General features: G+C 72.4%; 17 protein-coding genes, 1 pseudogene and 1 riboswitch. Of the genes and pseudogenes, 10 read left to right on the forward strand and 8 right to left on the reverse strand.

Annotated elements, in window-relative coordinates; translation table 11 throughout:
• The 3 genes and pseudogenes from ABD841_RS15395 to ABD841_RS15405 all read left to right on the forward strand — a co-directional run.
• Positions 1 to 300: pseudogene (locus ABD841_RS15395) on the forward strand (hypothetical protein); the annotation flags it as partial.
• Positions 246 to 659, forward strand: coding sequence for a hypothetical protein (locus ABD841_RS15400; RefSeq protein WP_344971902.1), 414 nt, complete (start codon positions 246 to 248; stop codon positions 657 to 659). The pseudogene ABD841_RS15395 and the gene ABD841_RS15400, both read left to right, overlap by 55 nt.
• A 100-nt stretch (positions 660 to 759) precedes the next feature.
• Positions 760 to 2,058 (forward strand): MFS transporter, encoded by a 1,299-nt coding sequence (locus ABD841_RS15405; RefSeq protein ID WP_344971904.1) that lies wholly within the window; start codon positions 760 to 762, stop codon positions 2,056 to 2,058.
• Between the two features lie 144 nt (positions 2,059 to 2,202).
• Here the strand turns inward: ABD841_RS15405 and ABD841_RS15410 are convergent, their stop codons facing one another.
• A complete protein-coding gene (locus tag ABD841_RS15410) occupies positions 2,203 to 3,798 on the reverse strand; it encodes a bifunctional 3'-5' exonuclease/DNA polymerase (protein WP_344971906.1) in 1,596 nt (531 codons plus the stop codon).
• 35 nt (positions 3,799 to 3,833) lie between these two features.
• Positions 3,834 to 5,342, reverse strand: a complete 1,509-nt coding sequence (locus tag ABD841_RS15415) for a metallophosphoesterase family protein (RefSeq protein ID WP_344971908.1) — start codon at positions 5,340 to 5,342, stop codon at positions 3,834 to 3,836.
• Positions 5,343 to 5,611: 269 nt separating this feature from the next.
• On the opposite strand from ABD841_RS15415, the gene ABD841_RS15420 reads away from it, so the two are divergent.
• Complete coding sequence (locus ABD841_RS15420; RefSeq protein WP_344971910.1) at positions 5,612 to 6,022, forward strand: acyl-CoA thioesterase; 411 nt, start codon at positions 5,612 to 5,614, stop codon at positions 6,020 to 6,022.
• Between the two features lie 147 nt (positions 6,023 to 6,169).
• Here the strand turns inward: ABD841_RS15420 and ABD841_RS15425 are convergent, their stop codons facing one another.
• Complete coding sequence (locus ABD841_RS15425; RefSeq protein ID WP_425581989.1) at positions 6,170 to 7,756, reverse strand: FAD-binding oxidoreductase; 1,587 nt, start codon at positions 7,754 to 7,756, stop codon at positions 6,170 to 6,172.
• Positions 7,757 to 7,802: 46 nt separating this feature from the next.
• Between ABD841_RS15425 and ABD841_RS15430 the strand changes: the two genes are divergently transcribed.
• The 4 genes from ABD841_RS15430 to ABD841_RS15445 all read left to right on the forward strand — a co-directional run bounded on the left by ABD841_RS15430 (position 7,803) and on the right by ABD841_RS15445 (position 11,454).
• Positions 7,803 to 8,369: a TetR/AcrR family transcriptional regulator gene (locus tag ABD841_RS15430; protein WP_344971914.1), complete on the forward strand. Its 567-nt coding sequence runs from the start codon at positions 7,803 to 7,805 to the stop codon at positions 8,367 to 8,369.
• Positions 8,366 to 9,862, forward strand: coding sequence for a glycerol-3-phosphate dehydrogenase/oxidase (locus ABD841_RS15435; RefSeq protein ID WP_344971916.1), 1,497 nt, complete (start codon positions 8,366 to 8,368; stop codon positions 9,860 to 9,862). The genes ABD841_RS15430 and ABD841_RS15435 overlap by 4 nt, the downstream gene beginning before the upstream one ends.
• 233 nt (positions 9,863 to 10,095) lie before the next feature.
• The gene (locus ABD841_RS15440; RefSeq protein WP_344971918.1) at positions 10,096 to 11,034 is read left to right on the forward strand and encodes a ferredoxin family protein; all 939 of its coding nucleotides are present in this window, start codon (positions 10,096 to 10,098) and stop codon (positions 11,032 to 11,034) included.
• Between the two features lie 105 nt (positions 11,035 to 11,139).
• Entirely contained in the window at positions 11,140 to 11,454 is a 315-nt protein-coding gene (locus ABD841_RS15445; protein ID WP_012893126.1) for a WhiB family transcriptional regulator, read from the forward strand.
• Positions 11,455 to 11,614: 160 nt separating this feature from the next.
• Here the strand turns inward: ABD841_RS15445 and rsgA are convergent, their stop codons facing one another.
• The 5 genes from rsgA to ABD841_RS15470 all read right to left on the reverse strand — a co-directional run bounded on the left by rsgA (position 11,615) and on the right by ABD841_RS15470 (position 16,995).
• On the reverse strand, positions 11,615 to 12,736 hold the full coding sequence (gene rsgA, locus ABD841_RS15450; protein ID WP_344971920.1) for a ribosome small subunit-dependent GTPase A: 1,122 nt from the start codon (positions 12,734 to 12,736) through the stop codon (positions 11,615 to 11,617).
• Positions 12,737 to 13,219: 483 nt separating this feature from the next.
• On the reverse strand, positions 13,220 to 14,476 hold the full coding sequence (glyA, locus tag ABD841_RS15455; protein ID WP_344971922.1) for a serine hydroxymethyltransferase: 1,257 nt from the start codon (positions 14,474 to 14,476) through the stop codon (positions 13,220 to 13,222).
• A 32-nt stretch (positions 14,477 to 14,508) separates the two neighbouring features.
• A riboswitch (ZMP/ZTP riboswitch) is annotated at positions 14,509 to 14,592 on the reverse strand.
• An 8-nt stretch (positions 14,593 to 14,600) separates the two neighbouring features.
• Positions 14,601 to 15,614, reverse strand: a complete 1,014-nt coding sequence (locus ABD841_RS15460) for a YihY/virulence factor BrkB family protein (RefSeq protein ID WP_344971924.1) — start codon at positions 15,612 to 15,614, stop codon at positions 14,601 to 14,603.
• A gap of 76 nt (positions 15,615 to 15,690) precedes the next feature.
• Complete coding sequence (locus ABD841_RS15465; protein WP_344971926.1) at positions 15,691 to 16,089, reverse strand: YccF domain-containing protein; 399 nt, start codon at positions 16,087 to 16,089, stop codon at positions 15,691 to 15,693.
• Positions 16,090 to 16,125: 36 nt separating this feature from the next.
• The gene (locus ABD841_RS15470) at positions 16,126 to 16,995 is read right to left on the reverse strand and encodes a TIGR03084 family metal-binding protein (RefSeq protein ID WP_344972111.1); all 870 of its coding nucleotides are present in this window, start codon (positions 16,993 to 16,995) and stop codon (positions 16,126 to 16,128) included.
• An 83-nt stretch (positions 16,996 to 17,078) separates the two neighbouring features.
• On the opposite strand from ABD841_RS15470, the gene ABD841_RS15475 reads away from it, so the two are divergent.
• Together ABD841_RS15475 and ABD841_RS15480 are read left to right on the forward strand one after the other, a co-directional pair.
• A complete protein-coding gene (locus ABD841_RS15475) occupies positions 17,079 to 17,207 on the forward strand; it encodes a hypothetical protein (RefSeq protein ID WP_344971928.1) in 129 nt (42 codons plus the stop codon).
• 319 nt (positions 17,208 to 17,526) lie between these two features.
• The gene (locus tag ABD841_RS15480; RefSeq protein WP_344971930.1) at positions 17,527 to 19,209 is read left to right on the forward strand and encodes a nitrite/sulfite reductase; all 1,683 of its coding nucleotides are present in this window, start codon (positions 17,527 to 17,529) and stop codon (positions 19,207 to 19,209) included.
• Positions 19,210 to 19,342 lie beyond the last annotated feature (133 nt).

The raw sequence follows: 19,342 nt of genomic DNA on the forward strand, positions 1-19,342 counted from the left end.
CAGCCCGCGGCCTCAGCCGCGGCCGCGCCCGACCGGGCCGCGGGGCGCAGGGGCGCCCGCAGGGCGGCGGGCGAGGGTGGCCTGCTGAGCGGCGGCCGGCCGGACTCCCGGCTCCTGCTGCTCGCCGGGGGCGGCGTACTGGCCGTCGTGGTCGCCGTACTGCTCGTCCTCCTGCTCGGCGGCGACTCGGACCCGGCGACCGGCCCGCGCAGTCCGAGGAGACCCGTGAGGTCCCGGACGGCTTCGTGCTGCGGACCTCGGACGGCCTCTCCGCCGCGGTGCCCGGCGACTGGACGGTGAAGCGGACCGGCAGGACGGGTGTGGTCTTCTCCGGGCCGAAGAACAGCGGGCAGAGGATCTCGGTGACCGAGGTCCCGGTCGCCGACCCGCTGGTCGGGCTCGGCAAGCTCAGCAGAGCGGGCCTGGACCAGTACTCCGAGGTCGAGGTGGCCACGGTGGACTACCGCGACTGGAAGGCCGCCGACTGGGAGTACACCTACGTCCAGGCCAACGGGGTTCCCATGCACGGGCTGACGCGCTACGTCGTCCTCAACGGCCAGACCGCGTACCTGATCGCTTTCCGGACCCCGGACCTGGAGTGGGAGAAGAGCGCGGAGATGCTGGAGATCTTCTTCTCCACTTTCGCCTCCACCCAGTGAGGTCGAGCGGTCATGGTCGAGCGGTCATGAGCGATGACAGACTTCACTCGTGACCGCAGAAGCCGCAAACCCCGGTGTATCTGCTGAGGATCCGGAGCGCGTGACCGTCGCGCAACGGCGGACGCTCGCCGTGCTGTCGTCCGCGCAGATCACCGGCGGAGTCGGGGTCGCCGTCGGGCTGTCCTTCAGCTCGCTGACCGTGGAGGCCCTGTCGGGCTCCACCGCGTTGAGCGGACTGGCCGGCACCGCGACCGTGCTGGGCGCCGCGGTGCTGGCGCTGCCCACCGCCCGGTCCTCCGGCCGGGGCGGCCGGCGGGCCGGACTCACCCTGGCCTACGGGTGCGCCCTGTTCGGCTGTCTGATCGCGGTGCTGGCCATCAGCGTGGGCTCGTGGCAGCTGCTGCTGGGCGGGCTGGTGCTGTTCGGCGGGGCCAGCGCGGGCAACCTGGCCGCCCGCTACTCCGCGACCGACCTGTCACCGCCCGGCCACGCGGCCCGGCACCTGTCGCTGGTGGTCTGGGCCTCCACGATCGGCGCAGTCGCCGGCCCGAACCTCGCGGGCCCCGCCGAGCGTCTCAGTGACGCGCTCGGCCTGGCCCGGAGCAACGGCCCCTTCCTCCTCGCCGCGGCGGCCTTCACGATCGTCCTGGCCGTCGTCGTGCTCGCGCTGCGCCCGGACCCGCTGCTGCTGGCCCGCTCGGTCGCCGGCACCGCCGGACCCCGGACCACCGGGCCCGGACCCACCGGACCCACCGGACCCACCGGACCCCGGACCGCCGGATCGGAAACCGCCGGGTCCGCGGCCGCGGGCAAGGCCGGAGGCACGCTGCGCACCGCGTGGCGGGTGCTGCGCGGGGCGCCCGCCGCCCGGCGGGCGCTGGCCGCGATAGCGGTTAGCCACACCGCCATGGTGTCGATCATGACCATGACACCGGTCCATCTCTCCCACGGCGGCGCGACCTACACGGTCATCGGCATCGTGATCAGCCTGCACATCGCCGGGATGTACGTGCTCTCCCCCGTGGTCGGCTGGCTGGCCGACCGGGCCGGACGGGTCCGGGTGCTGGTACTCGGCATGGGGCTGCTGCTGACCGCGGCGGTGCTGGCGGGCGGCGCGGGGGCGCACGGGGTCACGCAGGTGACGACCGGGCTGACGCTGCTCGGCCTCGGCTGGTCGTGCGGCCTGATCGCCGGGTCGGCGATGCTCACCGAGGCCGCTCCCCTGGAGCACCGCCCCGCCGTGCAGGGCCTGTCCGACATGCTGATGAACGCCTGCGGCGCGACCGGAACCGTGGTCGCCGGTGTGATCGCCGGCGGTCTGTCGTACGGCGTCCTCGGCGGGGCCGTGGCGGTCATGACGGGCGCCACCGGAGTCTGGCTGGCCCTGCGCGGCCGCTGACCCGCGCGGCTCACCACCCCGGCCCACCTCCACCACGGACCGGCTCACCACCCCGGCCCACCTCCACCACGGACCGGCTCACCCCGCGGGTGACGGCCGCGGGACCGCTCCCGGGAGGGCACCCCGTCCCGGCCCGCCGGACGGTCACTTGGCGTCGGCGTAACAACGCACCGGGACGGCCTGCATGGGGAAGCGCACCGGGGTCGGCCCGAACAGCAGCCGGGTCGCCTCCTCCGCCGCCCGGCCGACCGCGGCGACGACCTCACCGGCCAGCTCGGCCGGGCAGTGCACCATCACCTCGTCGTGCTGGAAGAACACCAGCCTGGCCGGGTCGGGGAGCAGCCGGCGCAGCACGGCCATCAGCGCGAGCGCCCACTCGGCGGCGGTGGCCTGGACCACGAAGTTCCGGGTGAACCGGCCGCGGTCGCGGGCCGCCCGGCCCCCGTCGGGGCCGGAGACCAGCTCACGCCAGCGGGCCGAGGGCGGCGGGCTGGTGCGCCCCAGCCAGGAGCGGACCACCCTGCCCTCCTCCCCCGCCCGCGCGGCGTCCTCGACGAACTGGTAGGCCGCGGGGAAGCGCTGGCGCATCACGGCCAGCAGCTTGGGGGCGTCTCCGCTGGTGCCGCCGTACATCGCGGAGAGCATGGCGATCTTGGCGTGGTCGCGCTCGCCCCCGAACGCCTGGGCCAGCGCCTGGTACAGGTCGATCTGCCCGGCGGCCGCGGCCAGGCCGGCGTCCTGGGCCATGGCGGCCAGCACCCGGGGTTCGAGCTGGGCGGCGTCGGCGACGACGAGCGTCCAGCCCTCGTCGGCCACCACGACCCTGCGCATCACCTTGGGGATCTGCAGAGCGCCGCCGCCGCTGGTGGCCCAGCGGCCCGACACGACGCCACCCACGACGTACTCGGGCCGGAAGCGGTGGCCGCGGACCCACTGGTCGGCCCAGGCCCAGCCGTGGAAGCTGTAGATCCTGGCGAGCTCCTTGTAGGCGAGCAGGGGGGCGACGCCCGGGTGGTCCACCCGCTTGATGTCGTGGGCCCGGGTGGAGGCGATCTGGACGCCGGCCGCCTTGAACGCCTTGATGATCTGCTGCGGAGAGTCGGGGTTGAACGTGGTGCCGAAGGCGGCGCAGACCTGGTCGGCCAGGGCCTGGAGCTTGGCCGGCCGCATGCCGTGCACCGGGCGCGGGCCGAGCAGCCCGGTCAGGAGCTCGTCGTGGACGTCTTCGCGCCAGGGCATGCCCTCGTGGGCCATCTCCGCGGCGATCAGGGCCCCGGCCGACTCGGCGGCGACCAGCAGCCGGAACCGCCGCGGGTCGGCGGTGGCCTCGATGCGGCGGAGCTGGTCGGCGTGGACCTCGGCGACCAGGCCGGCGTCGGGCGGGGGCGGCTCCTCCTCGAAGAGGGTGGCCTGCCGCGCCTGCGGCCCGTGCCGGTCTTCCGGCACGGGGAGGCCGTGCAGCCGGGCGTGGGCGGCCAGTGCCGACCGGGGCTCGTCGTGGCGGCCCTCGTAGCCGAGCAGCAGGCCCTCGGTCAGTGCGAGATCATGGCAGCGGCCCAGCCGGACACCGGCGCCGAGCAGGGCGGGGTAGACCTCCCGGGTGTCGGCCCAGACCCAGCGCGGGCACGCCGCCTCCAGCGCGCGCACGGCGGTGACCAGGTCGGCCACGGCCCTGGCCGGCTCGCCGTCCGCCCGCAGCGCGCCCCCGCCGCCCGGACCGGCCGCGACTGCCACGTTCATACGCCCAGCCTGCCACGGCGGACCGACATTTCCGATCAGACGAGCGGGATGACGACCTCGTCCTCGATCGGGGGTTCGATCTCCTGGGCCAGGCAGCCGGTGGCGGCGTGGCAGCGGATCCGCAGGGCCTCGGGGGTGACCGAGACGTGCAGGAAGCTCTTGAAGAACGGCGGGGTGTCCCAGTCGGACAGCTCCGACAGGGAACGGTGGAAGGTCCTGCCCACGGGGAGCCGGAACGGCATCGGCCAGCCGCCGAGGAACCGCGCCGCCCACCTCATCCGCCGGGTGATCGGCACGGGCGGGATGTCGCGGACCGGGGTGTTGCCGATCTGGCGGGACATCAGCGCCGCGCTCTCGGCGGGCGTGAGGTAGAGCCAGCGCATGCGCAGCCGCTCGCTGTAGAGCCTGCTGTAGAACGACAGCGAGTCGCCGCGCAGCGGGTAGCACCGGTAGTCGTCCTCGTGCACGCCGCCGACCGTGACCCTGGGGATGGTGTGGGTGGCGTGCATGAAGGCCCCGGAGCCGCCCGCGACGATGTACTGGATCGTCCGGTCGCCGACCCTGACCGGGAAACGCTGGTAGTTGTGCACGTCGCCGCCGATGGCCACGACGTAGTTGTGGGCGGGGTCGGTGACGATGTCGTCGACGGTGCCGCCCCCGGCCAGCTTCGACGGCTTGTACTCGTTCCGGGTGTAGATGGGCTTGCCGGTGATGAGCACCTTGGGCCGCGGGTCGCGGGAGACCTCACGAAGCCAGTCGGCCTGGTCGCGGTCCAGGTCGCCCCGGATGCCGGTGTCGATGCCGACGATGAGCAGCGCCGGGGTCTGGATCACCCAGTACGGGCCGGGCTGGACGGCCCGCTGCTCGGGCCGGGCCCGCCGCTCGCGCGCCCGCGCCAGGCGAGCCTCGTCGATCTTCTCCGGCCTGCGCCAGAGCAGCCCGCGCAGTCCGGAGGGCGAGAGCCGGAAACCCTCGTCCTCGGCCTGGAGCGCGGGGGCGTCGCAGAAGACCCGCATGAAGCCGCCCAACCCGTCGTACCAGTCATGGTTGCCGGGGATGGCGTAGATGGGGGCCGGGTAGTCCTGGTACGGGCGGAAGAACTTGTTCTCGTACTCGTTGCCGGAGCCGGTGGGGTAGATCACGTCGCTGGCCACGACGGCGAAGGCGGTGTCCCGGCCGACCCTGAGCATGCCCGGCACCACGGCGTACTGCGAGGCGTCGCCCTCGCCGGTGTCGCCGAGGACGAGGAAGGAGAACTCGGGGCCGGTCTCCACCGGGATCCGGAAGGACCCGTCGACGCCCCGGCTCCGCTGGGAGGCGATCCAGCGCGCCCGGACCTGCCCCGAGGGGTCGCCGAACAGGGCGGCGAGGACCTCGTTCCTGGAACGCCAGAGCGTGCGCGGGTTGAGCCAGGAGAAGGTGTCGCGGTCGGGCCTCAGGTCCTTGAAGGTGCCGACCTGCGAACAGGACCAGCCCGCGCCCTCCTCCGAGACCCTGGAGGAGACCCCATGCCCGCGTTCCGCGGCCCGCCCGACGTCGACCATGGTCGATATTCTGGCAACGATCTTCCAAAGGCGCAGCCGCCTCAGGAAAGCCGGCCGATCCGGAAGTCGTCGAAGTACACCCGGAGCTCCGGATCCTCCGTCGCCCTCTTCCGGGGGAGTTCCGCGTCGGCGGGGGCGACGCTCTCCCGGAGGTTCTCGCAGCAGGAGGGCGCCGCCCACCGCGCCGCCCACGACGTACGGCCGCCGCCCGCGGGACGGCCGCACCGGCCGGAGGCGGCGCGCGGCAGGCACTGGAATATAGTTCTGGCGTGTACGCCTACTGGGAGACCGTTCCGACGCGGTGGAAGGACAACGACGTCTACGGTCACGTCAACAACGCCGTCCACTACTCGCTGATGGACACTGTGATCAACAACTGGCTGATCAGGGCCGCGGGCCTGGACATCCACGGCGGAGACGCCATCGGGCTGTGCGTCGAGTCGCACTGCGTCTACAAAGCGTCGATCTCCTTCCCCGAGGCGATCAGGGTCGGGCTCCGGGTCGGCCGCCTCGGCCGCTCCAGCGTCCGCTACGAGCTGGGGCTGTTCCGCGAGGACGGTGAGACGGTCGTGGCCGAGGGCCACTTCGTCCACGTGTTCGTGGACCGCGACGGCAGGCGGCCCACCGACATCCCCGTCCCGCTCCGCGCCGCCATGGAGAAGCTGGTGGTCGCCTCCTAGGGCCTTCCGGGGCGCGGGACGGCCACCGGAACCGGGCTACGGCCCCGCGGCCCGGCCCGCGCCCGCCGAACCGCCCGGTCCGGCTGGAACGCGCCCGGCTCGGACGTGCCCGGCCCCGGACAGACCCGGCCTCGGACAGACCCGGCTCTAGACGGACCCGGCCGGTGGGGTGATCAGGACGCCCGGGTTGAGGATGCCGTCCGGGTCGAGGCGGTCCTTGACGCCGCGCAGGATCTCCATGCCCACCTCCCCGACCTCGGCGGCGTACGCCTCCCGGTGGTCGCGGCCGACGCCGTGGTGGTGCGAGATCGTGCCGCCGGCCAGGACGATCGCCTCGTTCGCCGACCGCTTGGCGGCCTCCCACTGGGCGACGGGGTCGGCGCTCTGCGCGGTGACGACCGTGAAGTAGAGCGAGGCGCCGGTCTCGTACACGTGGGAGATGTGGCACATCACCAGCGGCGAGCCGAGCGAGGCCTGCAGCGCGAGCCGTACGGCGTCGTAGAGCCGGGGCAGGGCGGACCAGAACCCGGCCGTCTCCAGCGTCTCCACGGTCGCGCCCGCGGCCAGGAGGGAGTCACGCAGGTAGGGCGCCGAGTAGCGGCCCCGCGCCCACGACTCGCCGGGCTCGGGGCCGAGGTAGACGCCGCCGAGCCCCGACAGCACGGCGGCGACCCGCTCCCGCAGGACCGGCACCTCCGCGGCGGCGCCCTCGTACCCGGCGACCGCCAGGCAGCCCGCGTCGGCGGCCAGGGCGCCGATCTCGCCCGGCCTGGCCAGGCCGATCATCGTCTCGGTCTCGTCGGACAGGCGCAGCACGGTGGGCAGGGCGCCCTCCTGGGCGAGCCGCCGCAGCGCCGCCGAGCCCGCCGCGAACGACTCGAACCGCCACCCCTCGTAGACCCGCTCGGCGGGGGCCCGCCGCACGCGCAGGCGCAGGGAGGTGATCACGCCGAAGGCCCCCTCGGAGCCGAGGATCACCTGGCGCAGGTCCGGTCCGGCGGCCGACCTGGGCGCCCGGCCGAGGTCGAGGGTGCCGCGCGGGGTCGCCACCGTCATGCCGACGACCATGTCGTCGAAGCGTCCGTATCCGGCCGAGGCCTGGCCGCTGGAACGGGCGGCGGCGAACCCGCCGAGGGTGGCGTACTCGAACGACTGGGGGAAGTGGCCGAGCGTGAGGCCGTACCCGGCCAGGAGCTGCTCGGCCTGCGGCGCGCGCAGCCCCGGCTCCATCTCCGCGACCATCGACTCGGCGTCGACCGAGATCAGGCGGTCGAGCCGGGCGAGGTCCAGCGCGACGACTCCGGCGAAGCCCCGCCGGGAGGCGACCAGGCCGCCGACCACCGAGGTGCCGCCGCCGAAGGGGACCACCGCGACCCGGTGACCGGCGCAGATCCGCAGCACGTCCAGGACTTCCCGGTGGGAGCCGGGCAGCACCACGGCGTCGGGCGCGTCGGAGCCGTCTCCGGCGCGCATGCGCATCAGGTCGGGCGTGGACTTGCCCCGGGTGTGGCGGATGCGGGCGTCGTCGTCGAAGCGTACGTGGTCGGCGCCGACGGCGCCGCGCAGTTCGGTGAGGACGAGCGGGGACAGCGCCGCGGCGGGCAGCCGCACCTCGCCGAAGCTCGCGGCCGGCGCCTGCGGCGGACGCACGCCCAGCATGTCGTGGAGCAGCCTGCGGACCGGCTCGGGAAGGTCGGCGGCCTTGGCGGGGTCGCCCCAGCCGGACCAGAGCATGGGTTCCGCGGCGCTCATCGGAGTTTCCACCTCTACACTGTGACATATGACGTCCATCCGTCACAATCTATCCGGTGCGGGCGGGGACCGGGTGCTCGACGCCGCCCGCGAGGTGATCCTCGCCGTCGGGGTCAGGCGCGCCACGCTCACCGACGTGGCCCGCCGGGCCGGGCTGTCCCGCATGACGATCTACCGCCGCTGGCCCGACGTGCGCAGCCTCGTCACCGACCTGATGACCCGCGAGTGGGTGCGCGTCGTGGGGCGCTTCGCCGGCGAGGACCCGGTCACCGCGGCGGTGTCGGTGGTGCGGGAGCTCCGCAACCACCCGCTCTGGCGCAAGATCGTCGAGGTGGACCCGGAGCTGCTCCTGCCGTACCTGCTCGACCGGCGCGGCTCCAGTCACGAGGCCATGCTCACGCTGGTGGAGTCGGCGATCGCGCGGGGCCAGGAGCGGGGGACCGTGCGCCCCGGCGCCCCGGCGACGCTGGCCAGGGCGGTGCTGCTGACCGCCCAGTCGTTCCTGCTGTCCGGGCGCACCATGCTCGGCCCCGTCACCCAGGACGACCTGGACGCCGAACTGGCCGCACTCCTGGAAAGGTACCTGCGCCCGTGAACTCCTCCCTCAACGCCGCCCGCCGCTCCCGCGAGCTGGCCGAGGTCCGCGACCTGGTGGTGGACGTGCTGGTGGTGGGGCTGGGTGCCACCGGCGCCGGGGCCGCGCTCGACGCCGCCTCCCGCGGCCTCTCGGTCGCCGCGATCGACGCCCACGACCTGGCGTTCGGCACCTCCCGGTGGAGCTCCAAGATGATCCACGGCGGGCTGCGCTACCTGGCCAGAGGGCAGGTGGGGGTGGCCTACGAGAGCGCGGTGGAGCGCGGCGTCCTGCTCGGGCGCACTGCGCCGCACCTGGTCGGGGCGGAGCCCTACCTGCTGCCGCTGGTCCCGGCGGTCTCCCGCCGCCAGGCGGCGCTGGCGATGACCGGCTACCGGCTCGGCGACGGGCTGCGGGCGGCGGCGCGCACGCCCCGGCGCCTGCTGCCCGGCCCCTCGCGGATCCCCGCCGACCGGGCGCTCGCCCTGGCCGCGCCACTGGACCGGCGCGGGCTGCGCGGCGCCCTGCTCTCGTGGGACGGGCGGCTGACCGACGACGCCCGCCTGGTGGTCGCGCTGGCCAGGACGGCCGCGGCGCTGGGGGCGCGGGTGCTGACCCGCTGCCGGGCCCTGGAGCTGACCGGCGGCGGGGCGTCGGTCCGCGACGAGCTCACCGGCGACTCCTTCGTGATCCGGGCCCGGACCGTGGTCAACGCCACCGGGGTCTGGGCGGCGGGGCTGCACCCGGACGTCCGGATCCGCCCCTCCCGCGGCACGCACCTGGTCCTGCGGGCGCGGACGCTGCCCGGCCTGACGGCCGGGCTGCACGTGCCGATCCCCGGCGAGAACAACCGGTTCGCCCTGGTGCTCCCCCAGCCCGACGGCCGGGTCTACGTGGGCCTCACCGACGAGCCGGTGGACGGCCCCGTCCCGGACGTGCCACAGGCCCCGGAGGAGGACGTCGCCTTCCTCCTCGGCGTCCTCAACTCGGTGCTGGAGGCGCCGCTCCGGCGCGAGGACGTCGCCGGCACGTACGCCGGACTGCGGCCGCTCCTGGCCGGCGAGGGGCGCACCGCGGACCTGTCGCGGAGACACGCCCTGCTCATCTCGCGGGACGGGGTGGTGACGGTCGTGGGCGGCAAACTGACCACCTACCGGCGGATGGCCGAGGACGCGGTGGACCGGGCGGTGTCGCTCGGCGGCCTGGACGCGGGGCCGAGCCGCACGGCCCGGCTCCCCCTGGTCGGGGCCACTCGCGCCGACCGCGGGGCCCGTGACCGGCTGACGGGCCGGTACGGGAGCGAGGCGGACGCCGTGCGGGCCCTGATGGCCCGGGAACCCTGGCTGGCCGAGCCCGGCCCCACCGGGGTGACGGGGGCCGAACTGGTCTGGGCGGTCAGGCACGAGGGCGCACTGGACGTGGAGGACCTGCTCGACCGGCGGACCCGCATCGGCCTGGTCCCTGAGGACCGCGAAGCCGCCCTGCCCGCCGCCCGGGCCGCCCTGGCCTACTGACGGGCTCCGGGGCTCGAAAGGGAACGGGAACGCCCGGACCGTTCCCGCCCGCCCCGGCCCAGGTCCTGTTCCCGGCCCCGCACGGCCTCCCGCCCCGGGGAAGCACCATCTCGCAGAGCGCGCCGCAAAATTGAGGTAAACCTTGCTTTCTACCCCGTACCGCGCATTTTGCCCCTCCAGACAGGATGGAATATCCGTTAGGTTAGACTTACCTAAGTCAGAATGGGGGGCGCGTGATCACGGGGAACGCATCGGCTGTGGCGGCGAGGGGCTGCACACACCCGCCGGGCTGCCATACCGGCGACCTGCCGATCCACGCCAGCGCCACCGTCGGGGCCCGCTTCTGGTTGCTCATCGAGCACTCCGGACCCTGGGCCTCACACCTGGAGGATTGCGACCTCCCCGAGGAGATTCACACTCTTATCAAACGGGCCACCACGCTCGGCATCCGGCCCCAGCTGATCCGCCGCCCGGGGCGCAGAAACCCCGCGGGCGCCGGGCTTCACGTCATGGTCGCCGACTCCACCGCCGCCGAGCCGTGGATCGCCGAGGGCGTCATCGCAGGTCCGGACGATCTTGACCTTGACAACGTGGTGGCCGGAGTGGTCCCGGAGTCCTGCATACTTGTGAAGGAGCCGGTTTTTCTGGTCTGCACGCATGCAAAGCGCAACGCGTGCTGCGCCCGCATTGGACTTCCCCTCGCTCGGTCGCTGGCGAAAATCCTGCCCGACAGAGTATGGGAAACATCACATGTTGGCGGCGATCGATACGCCGCCAACCTCGTGTGCTTGCCACACGGGCTTTACTACGGCAGCATGTCTCAGGCTGCTGCGGTCGCGGCAGCCGATGCGTACCGGTCCGGCGAGGTCATCCTCGACCGTTTCCGGGGACGCGCAGGCATCCCTGAGCCACTGCAGGCCGCCGAGCATTTCGTCCGCATCCATACGGGCGAACTCTCGGTCGGCGGAGTGGCCGTGGAATCCTCCAGGTTGGACGGCGCCGTTACCGAGGCATTTGTGCGCGGTAATGGCGCTCGTTTTCGGGTAGTGGTTGAACCCATGACGTTCACAACGCCATGTGGTATGGCTTGCGCCGAGACGATCACTACCTACCGGCTGGTCACGCTGGACAGGGTAACCCCTGTGCTGCACGCCACGTCCGCGCTGACCTGACCTGAGGGAACATCACGGCCAATCCAGGCGTTGGACCCAGGGACGTCACAAACGTCCAATGCGGCATCAACCCGAAATACCCTCTCACTATAAGGTGGTTTTCTCATGTCTCAGGTACGTCGGCAGACCGCCCGGCCTCGGCCCAGCTGGGGATGGCAGGATGACGCCGCGTGCCGGGGCGAGGACCTCGTGCTCTTCTTCGGTCCCGATGGCGAGCGTCAGCCCGAGCGTGACATCCGCGAGCGTAAGGCCAAGGCGATCTGCGCCCAGTGCCCCGTCCGCGCCGAGTGTCTTGACTACGCGCTCTCCCGTCCGGAGAAGTACGGCACCTGGGGCGGTCTGAACGAGGACGAGCGCGCCTCCGAGCGTCGCCGTCGCATGCGCCGCGCCGCGAGCGCCGGCATCAGCGCCGTCGCCTGAGCAAGTACCTCCACCCGGCTTTCCCCTCACGTGTGATCTCGCGACGTCCCCCTGCGAGATCACACGTTGTTCGTCGGGGCCCGCTCGTGCGGCGCCTTGTCGGAGGCGGCCGCACGGCGGGCACGTTTCACACGTCGGTGCCGGTCACGGCTTTCGCGGATCAGGGGCGGTTACGGCCCGTCTTCCGCATCTCCTTGTGGATGATCTTCCACTTGTTCTGCAGTTCCTTGCGGAGCCGCGCGTCGCTCCTCGACGCCATCCAGACGGCCTCCCGCTGGAGCTTGTTCCAGCTTTCCAGACGCCGCTCCGGAAGCGTGCCGTCCTCGATGGCGGCGAGCACGGCGCAGCCCGGCTCGCTGTCGTGACGGCAGTCGCCGAACCGGCACCTCGCGGCGATCTCCTCCAGGTCGGCGAAGACCATATCCACGCCCTCGTTCATGTCGTACAGGCCGATCCGGCGGATGCCCGGCGTGTCGATGACGAGGCCGCCGCCCGCGAGCACGATGAGCTCCCGGTGGACGGTGGTGTGGCGGCCCCGGCCGTCACCGGCCCTGACCTGCTGGGTCTCCATGACCTCCGTCCCGGCCAGGGCGTTGACGAGCGTCGACTTGCCCGCGCCCGAGGCGCCGAGCACCACCGCGGTGCGCGCGCCCTGCAGGTGGCCGCGGACGACGTCGACCCCCTCCCCGGTGATGGAGGAGATCGCGTACGCGTCGACCCCCGGCGCGACCGAGGCGACCTCGCGCATCAGGAACTCCAGGCTTTCCCGGACGAGATCGGCCTTGGTGAGTAGCACCACGGGCTGGGCGCCGCTCTCCCAGGCCAGCGCGAGCAACCGCTCGATACGGCCCAGGTCGGCGGTGTCGGTGGCGTGCAACGCGGGCTCGGCGACGAAGACGACGTCGACGTTGGCCGCGAGCACCTGGCCCTGGGAGTCGCCGGACAGGCCGCCCCGGGAGACCCGGGCGACGCCGCCGCGCACGAACGCGGTGCGCCGCGGCAGCAACGCCTCCAGCTCGAAGCGGCCCTCGGCCAGCCTGCGGAGCCCGACCCAGTCGCCCACGCAGGGCAGGGCCACGGGGTCCGCGGCGGCCTCACGCCGCACTCTGGCGCCGTAGTGGGCCCTGAGGGGACCTTCGGTCGAGAGCACCTCGGCGGCGCCGCGGTCGACGCGTGCCACCCTGGCGGGCAGCAGGCCGTCGGGGAGCTCTGCGGCGAAGGAGTCGTCCCAGCCGAGCGCGGCGAGAGAAGACGAAGAAGACGGAACGATTGACGAAGACAATTCGGGTACACCCTTTGGGAAGGCCGGGTGCCCTGTCGTGAATCGCTAGGCGGGCACCCGGAGGTTGATGGACGGCACGGTCAGGACAACAACCCGCATGCTCTCCACACCTCCTTCCGGCCCGGGGCCGCCCTTCCATCAGGCGGCGTCGTCTGCAGAACTTTAGCGCACCCTCTCCCGGTCGGCGCAAACTGTTTTCCGGCGCGTCGCGCCCCTCCCCGTCGCGCCTCTCTCCCTCCCCGGCGCGTCGCGCCCCTTCCGTCCCCGGGCCCGCAACCGTCCGGGCCGCGCGTCCCGGCCTCCGCCCCCGGTCCCCGCCCCGCAACCCGCGCGTCGCGGCTCTCGTATCGCGGCCCGCGCGGTCGCGCCGGCCGGCCACCCGGCCGGCTCACCCGGGCACGGCAGAGGCCCCGGGACACGAGGTCCCGGGGCCTCCAGACGGCCGATCACGGCCCCGACGGCTCACCGCCGGGCCCTGACGGCCTACAGGCCCGGGGCGGGGAAGTGCGAGGTGAGCTCCCTGACCTCGCCGTGCACGCGGGTGATGACGTGCTTGGCCTCGTCCTCGTCCTTGGCCAGGGCGGTGACCACCTGGTCGATCCAGGCGCCGATCTGCCGCATCTCGGTCACGCCCATACCGCGGCTGGTCACACCGGCGGTGCCGATGCGGATGCCGGACGGGTCGAACGGCTTGCGGGTGTCGAACGGCACGGTGTTGTAGTTGGTCTCCAGGCCGGCCTTGTCCAGGGCCTGCGCGGCGGGCTTGCCGCCGATGCCCTTGGGGGTCAGGTCGAGCAGGATGAGGTGGTTGTCGGTGCCGCCGGAGACGAGGTCGAAACCGCGGCCGATGAGCTCCTCGGCCAGCGCCTGGGCGTTGACGACGATCTGGCGGGCGTAGTCCTTGAAGTCGTCGGTGGACGCCTCCTTGAGCGCCACCGCGATGGCCGCGGTGGTGTGGTTGTGCGGGCCGCCCTGCAGGCCGGGGAAGACGGCCTTGTTGAGCGCGGCGGCGTGCTCGTCGGAGGTGGCCATGAGCATGGCTCCCCGGGGACCCCGCAGGGTCTTGTGGGTCGTGGTGGAGATGACGTCGGCGTGGCCGACCGGCGACGGGTGGGCGCCCCCGGCCACCAGGCCCGCGATGTGCGCGATGTCGGCGGCGAGCACCGCGCCGACCTCGCGGGCGATCTCGGCGAACGCCGGGAAGTCGATCGTGCGCGGGATCGCGGTGCCACCGCAGAAGATCAGCTTGGGCCGCTCGCGGAGGGCGATCTCGCGGACCTCGTCCATGTCGACGCGGCCGGTGTCCTTGCGCACGCCGTAGCGGACCGGGTTGAACCACTTGCCGGTGGCCGAGACCGACCAGCCGTGGGTCAGGTGGCCGCCGAACGGCAGGCCCATGCCCATGACGGTCTCGCCCGGCTGCAGGAAGGCCATGTAGATGGCCAGGTTGGCGGGCGAGCCCGAGTACGGCTGGACGTTGGCGTGGTTGACCCCGAACAGGGACTTGGCCCGCTCGATGGCCAGGGTCTCGATCTGGTCGATGACCTGCTGGCCCTCGTAGTAGCGCTTGCCCGGGTAACCCTCGGAGTACTTGTTGGTGAGAACCGTGCCCGTGGCCTCGAGGACCGCCCTGGAGACGTAGTTCTCCGAGGCGATGAGCTTGACGGTGTCGGTCTGACGACGTTCTTCGGCTTTGACGAGCTCTGCGATCTGTGGATCGACACTGGAAAGAGCACTCATGCGCCTTCACTCCCCTGCCATCGTTGACATCGCGCGAAGACCCAGGCGCTCGGCCTCCTCGCTCTTCAGCTCCCCGGTGGTCTCTCCCACCCTATGCGCCAGTCGCGTTTAGACGATAGCGGACTCATCCGGCCCGAGCGGCTCGACCTGCGCCGTCGGCGGGCCAGAGCCGGTCGACCTCGGCGTTGAGCGTGGCGCCGATGAGCACGGCCAGCGCGGTGATGTAGAGCCACAGCAGCACCGCGATCGGCGCGGCGAGCGAGCCGTAGATGGAGACCGGGGAGAACCAGGCGGCCAGCACCGCGCGCAGCACCGCGGCGCAGACGATCCAGATGACGAGCGCGAGCACCGCGCCGGGCAGTTCCCGCCACCAGCGCGTGCGGACCGGCACGCTCACGTGGTACAGCAACGTGAGGAAGAGCACCGAGCCGACGACGACCACCGGCCAGTAGAGGATGTCGACCAGCACGGCGTAGTCGGGCGGCAGCGTGCCCCGCAGCGCCGCCGGGCCGAGGACGAGCACGGGCATGACGAGCAGGCCGATCAGCAGGCCCGCCAGGTAGAGGCCGAAGGACATCAGGCGGGTGCGGATGATGCCGCGCTCCTCGCCGAGCCCGTACGCGACCGAGATGAGGTCGACGTAGACGAACAGCGCCCGCGAGCCCGACCAGAGCGCGAGGAGGAAACCCAGTGAGATCAGCGAGACCTGGTTCGCGGGGTTCAGCACGTCGTTGATGAGCGGGGTGACGACGGTGTCGACGGCGTTGTCGGTGAACAGCAGGTGGGCCTGCTCGTCGATCCAGGCGCTGATGTCCTGCACCGTCTCGGGGCCGAACACCCGGGTGAGCTGGCCGAGGACGCCGATCAGGCCGAGCATGAACGGCGGCAGCGACAGCAGCGCGAAGAAGGCGGCCTCGCCCGCCAGGCCGGTGACGCGGTAGGTGATGCCCGCGTTCGTGGTGGCCGAGACGAGCGCCCACACGTCCGTGCCACGGATCCAGGAGACCAGGGCGCGGCCGCGGGCCCAGACGTCCGTCTCGCGGATCCGCGAGAGCCTCGAGCGCAACCCGGCCCGGCGCCCGCGGGGCGGGCGCCTGCCTGGCCCTGGCCGCTGCGCCGGGGCGTCGGTGGACGTCATGTCACACAACGGTATTCCTCGCCGCGCTTGATCACGAGTCGGGCGGGCAACGATCAGATCTCGTCCATGACCCGGACTACCTGCGATAAAACGCCTCGGGGTCGTCCACGTCGACGATCCGCGCGCCCAGCGGCAGCAGGGAGACCGGGATCAGCTTGAGGTTGGCGACCCCCAGCGGGATGCCGATGATCGACACGAAGAGCGGGACGGCCGTCACCACGTGCCCGATGGCCAGCCAGAGCCCGGCCACCACGAACCAGATCACGTTGCCGACGACCGACGGCACGCCCGCGTCGGGGTCGCGGACCACGGTCCGGCCGAAGGGCCACAGCGCGTAGGCCGCGATCCGGAACGAGGCGACGCCGAACGGGATCGTGACGATGAGAACGCAGCAGACGATGCCGGCGAGGACGTACCCGAGCGCCAGCCAGGCCCCGGCGAAGACCAGCCAGATGACGTTGAGCAGAGTCCGCATGGACCGAGCATCTCAAGGCGGACGTGAGCCCCTCCATCAGGTTCTTCCCGGAGAAACCCCCGGGCTTCCACCGGGCGGCACCCCTCCCCCGGCGAGCAGGCCCCCTCCCCCGGCGAACGGGGGCCGGTCCTCGCCCCGCGGGGGCCGGCCTCTGCCGGGCGGGCCGGCGAAGGCCTGGGCGACCGCCGTCCAGGCCCGCGCGGTCTCGCCGCGCACCCGCAGGGCGGTGTCGGCGAGGTGGCGGCGCTGGACCACCAGCAGGCAGAAGTCGAGCATCGGACCGCTGACCAGGTCGTCCGCGTCCTCGGGCCCGGCCGCCCACGGCGACCCGTCGGGCATGGTCAGCTCCACCCGCACCGGGCGCGCCGGCACCGGCAGGCCGCGCACCGCGAAGCCGTACGGCATGGCCCGCACGCCGAGGGTCGCCACGTGCCGGAGCCTCGGGGTCGGCACGCGTACGACACCGAGCGCGTCGGCCACGTCCTGCCCGTGGGCCCAGGTCTCCATCAGCCGCGCGGTGACGAAGGAGGCGGCCGACATGTCAGGGCCGTACCAGGGCAGCCTGGCACCGGCGTCGAGCCGGGCGAAGGCCTCCAGGCTGCGGGTCCGGGCCGCGCGGAACCAGGCGTGGACCTGCGCGGCGGTCAGGGTGCGCGCGGCGGCGGCGAGCTCGTCGACCGCGGAGTCGCCGCGGGCGAGGACGGCGGGCAGGACGGCGCGGAAGCCCTCGGGGTCGGTGGCGGCGGCGGTGGCCGCGTCGTCGAACCAGGCCAGGTGGGCGATCTGGTCGCGTACCGCCCAGCCCTCCGCGGGGGTGGGCAGTTCCCAGGCGGCCGGGTCGAGTCCGCGGACCATGGCGTTCAGCTCGGCGGTCTCCGCGCGCAGATCGGTCAGCAGCTCGTCCATCAGGCCCACGGCAGCCTCCCTGTTCCCGCCCAGGCAAGGGTAACCGAGCGATGTTCTGGAAGGAACGGGCGCAGAATGGAAGCATGATTTGCGACCACTGCAAGCAGCGGCGGCACGAGAAGTGCCGGGGCGGGTCGTGGTGTGACTGCCAGCACCAGCCACCCGCGCCCAAGCCGCGCGAGTCCGCGCTGGGCTGGCGCCGCCAGGGCTGATCCGAGCCCGCTTCGGGCTCGCTTCCATGTCCAGATTGTGGACCCGACATTGGACATCTCGGGCCACCAAGGTATCGTCGTGGACATGCCAGCGGACCCTTTGCTCGTCGTGCGACGCCACGTCGACCTTCTTCGTGTCCGCAGTGCCATCTGTCGTGACGTCCGTTAACCGTCGCCCTCCGCTGATTTCACCCAGCTCGGGCGCGTGACAGGCGTCCTCATCTGAGTCATCCGCCCCCGCACTCGACGATGAGGCGGGAGGCTACCGTCTGCGCGCGCGTCCGGAAATCATCCCATCGAGCCACAATAAGGACGCGCCATGACGACCCCGGCCCGGCCGGCTAACCGCCACCACAAGCGCCCGCGCGGCGAAGGTCAGTGGGCTCTCGGTTACCGCGAACCGCTGAACAAGAACGAGGAGAACAAGAAGAACGACGACGGGCTCAACGTCCGTCAGCGGATCATCGACATCTACTCCAAGCGTGGTTTCGACTCGATCGACCCCGCCGACCTGCGTGGCCGCATGCGCTGGTACGGCCTGTACACCCAGCGCAAGCCCGGGATCGACGGCGGCAAGACCGCGATCCTGGAGCCCGAGGAGCTCGACGACCGTTACTTCATGCTCCGGGTCAGGATCGACGGCGGGCGGCTCACGGTGGAGCAGCTGCGCGTCATCGCCGAGATCTCCAACCTCTACGGCCGGGGCACCGCCGACGTCACCGACCGGCAGAACATCCAGCTCCACTGGATCGAGATCGAGGCCGTCCCCGACATCTGGGCGCGGCTGGAGGCGGTGGGCCTGTCCACCACCGAGGCCTGCGGCGACACCCCGCGCGTCATCCTGGGCTGTCCGCTCGCCGGGATCGACACCGACGAGGTGATCGACGGCACCGCGCAGATCCGCGAGATCCACGACACCTACATCGGCGACCCGGCCTACTCCAACCTGCCGCGCAAGTTCAAGACCGCGGTGAGCGGGTGCCCGGCGCACTGCACCGTGCACGAGATCAACGACGTGGCGTTCGTGGGCGTCGTCAACGACAAGGGCGAGCGGGGCTTCGACCTGTGGGTGGGCGGCGGCCTGTCCACCAACCCGATGCTCGCCAAGCGGCTGGGCGTCTTCGTCGCCCCCGAGCAGGTCTCCGCCGTCTACGGCGGCGTGATCGGCATCTTCCGCGACTACGGCTACCGCCGCCTGCGGCACCGGGCGCGCATCAAGTTCCTGGTCAACGACTGGGGCGTCGAGAAGTTCAGGGAGATCCTCGAGACCGAGTACCTGGGCCACGCCCTGCCCGACGGTCCGGCGCCCGAGCTGCCGCGCGGCGGCCGCCGCGACCACGTCGGAGTCTTCCCGCAGAAGGACGGCAACTTCTACGTCGGCTTCGCGCCGAAGGTCGGCCGCCTCGACGGCGACAAGCTGCACCTGATCGCCGACCTCGCCGAACGGCACGGCTCCGACCGGGTGCACACCACGGTCGAGCAGAAGATGGTCATCCTCGACGTGGCGCCCGACCGGGTCGACAGCCTCGTGGCCGAGCTGGAGGCCAACGACCTGCGGGTCACCCCCTCCACCTTCCGCCGCCAGACCATGGCGTGCACCGGGATCGAGTTCTGCAAGCTGGCCATCGTCGAGACCAAGGCCACCGCGTCCACCCTGATCGACGAGCTGGAGCAGCGCCTGCCCGATTTCAAGCACCCGCTGACCATCAACGTCAACGGCTGCCCCAACTCCTGCGCCCGCATCCAGGTCGCCGACATCGGCCTGAAGGGCCAGCTGGTCGTCAACGACGCGGGCGAGCAGGTCGAGGGCTTCCAGATCCACCTGGGCGGCTCGCTGGGCGTCGACGCGGGCTTCGGCCGCAAGGTCCGCGGCCTGAAGACCACCGCCGAGGAGCTCCCCGACTACGTGGAGCGCGTGCTGCGCAACTTCGACAAGCAGAAGGACGAGGACGAGACCTTCGCCCAGTGGGTCCAGCGCGCCGACGAGGCGGACCTGAAATGAGTGAGCGCGCGGTCCCCTTCCACTGCCCGTACTGCGGTGAGGAAGACCTCGAACCCTACGAGGGCGACGGCGGCTGGTACTGCCGGTCGTGCGTGCGCGCCTTCAAGCTGAAATTTCTCGGAATAGGGGTGCG

Origin of the sequence: Streptosporangium fragile, assembly GCF_039534445.1 — a bacterium.
Lineage (GTDB): Bacteria > Actinomycetota > Actinomycetes > Streptosporangiales > Streptosporangiaceae > Streptosporangium > Streptosporangium fragile.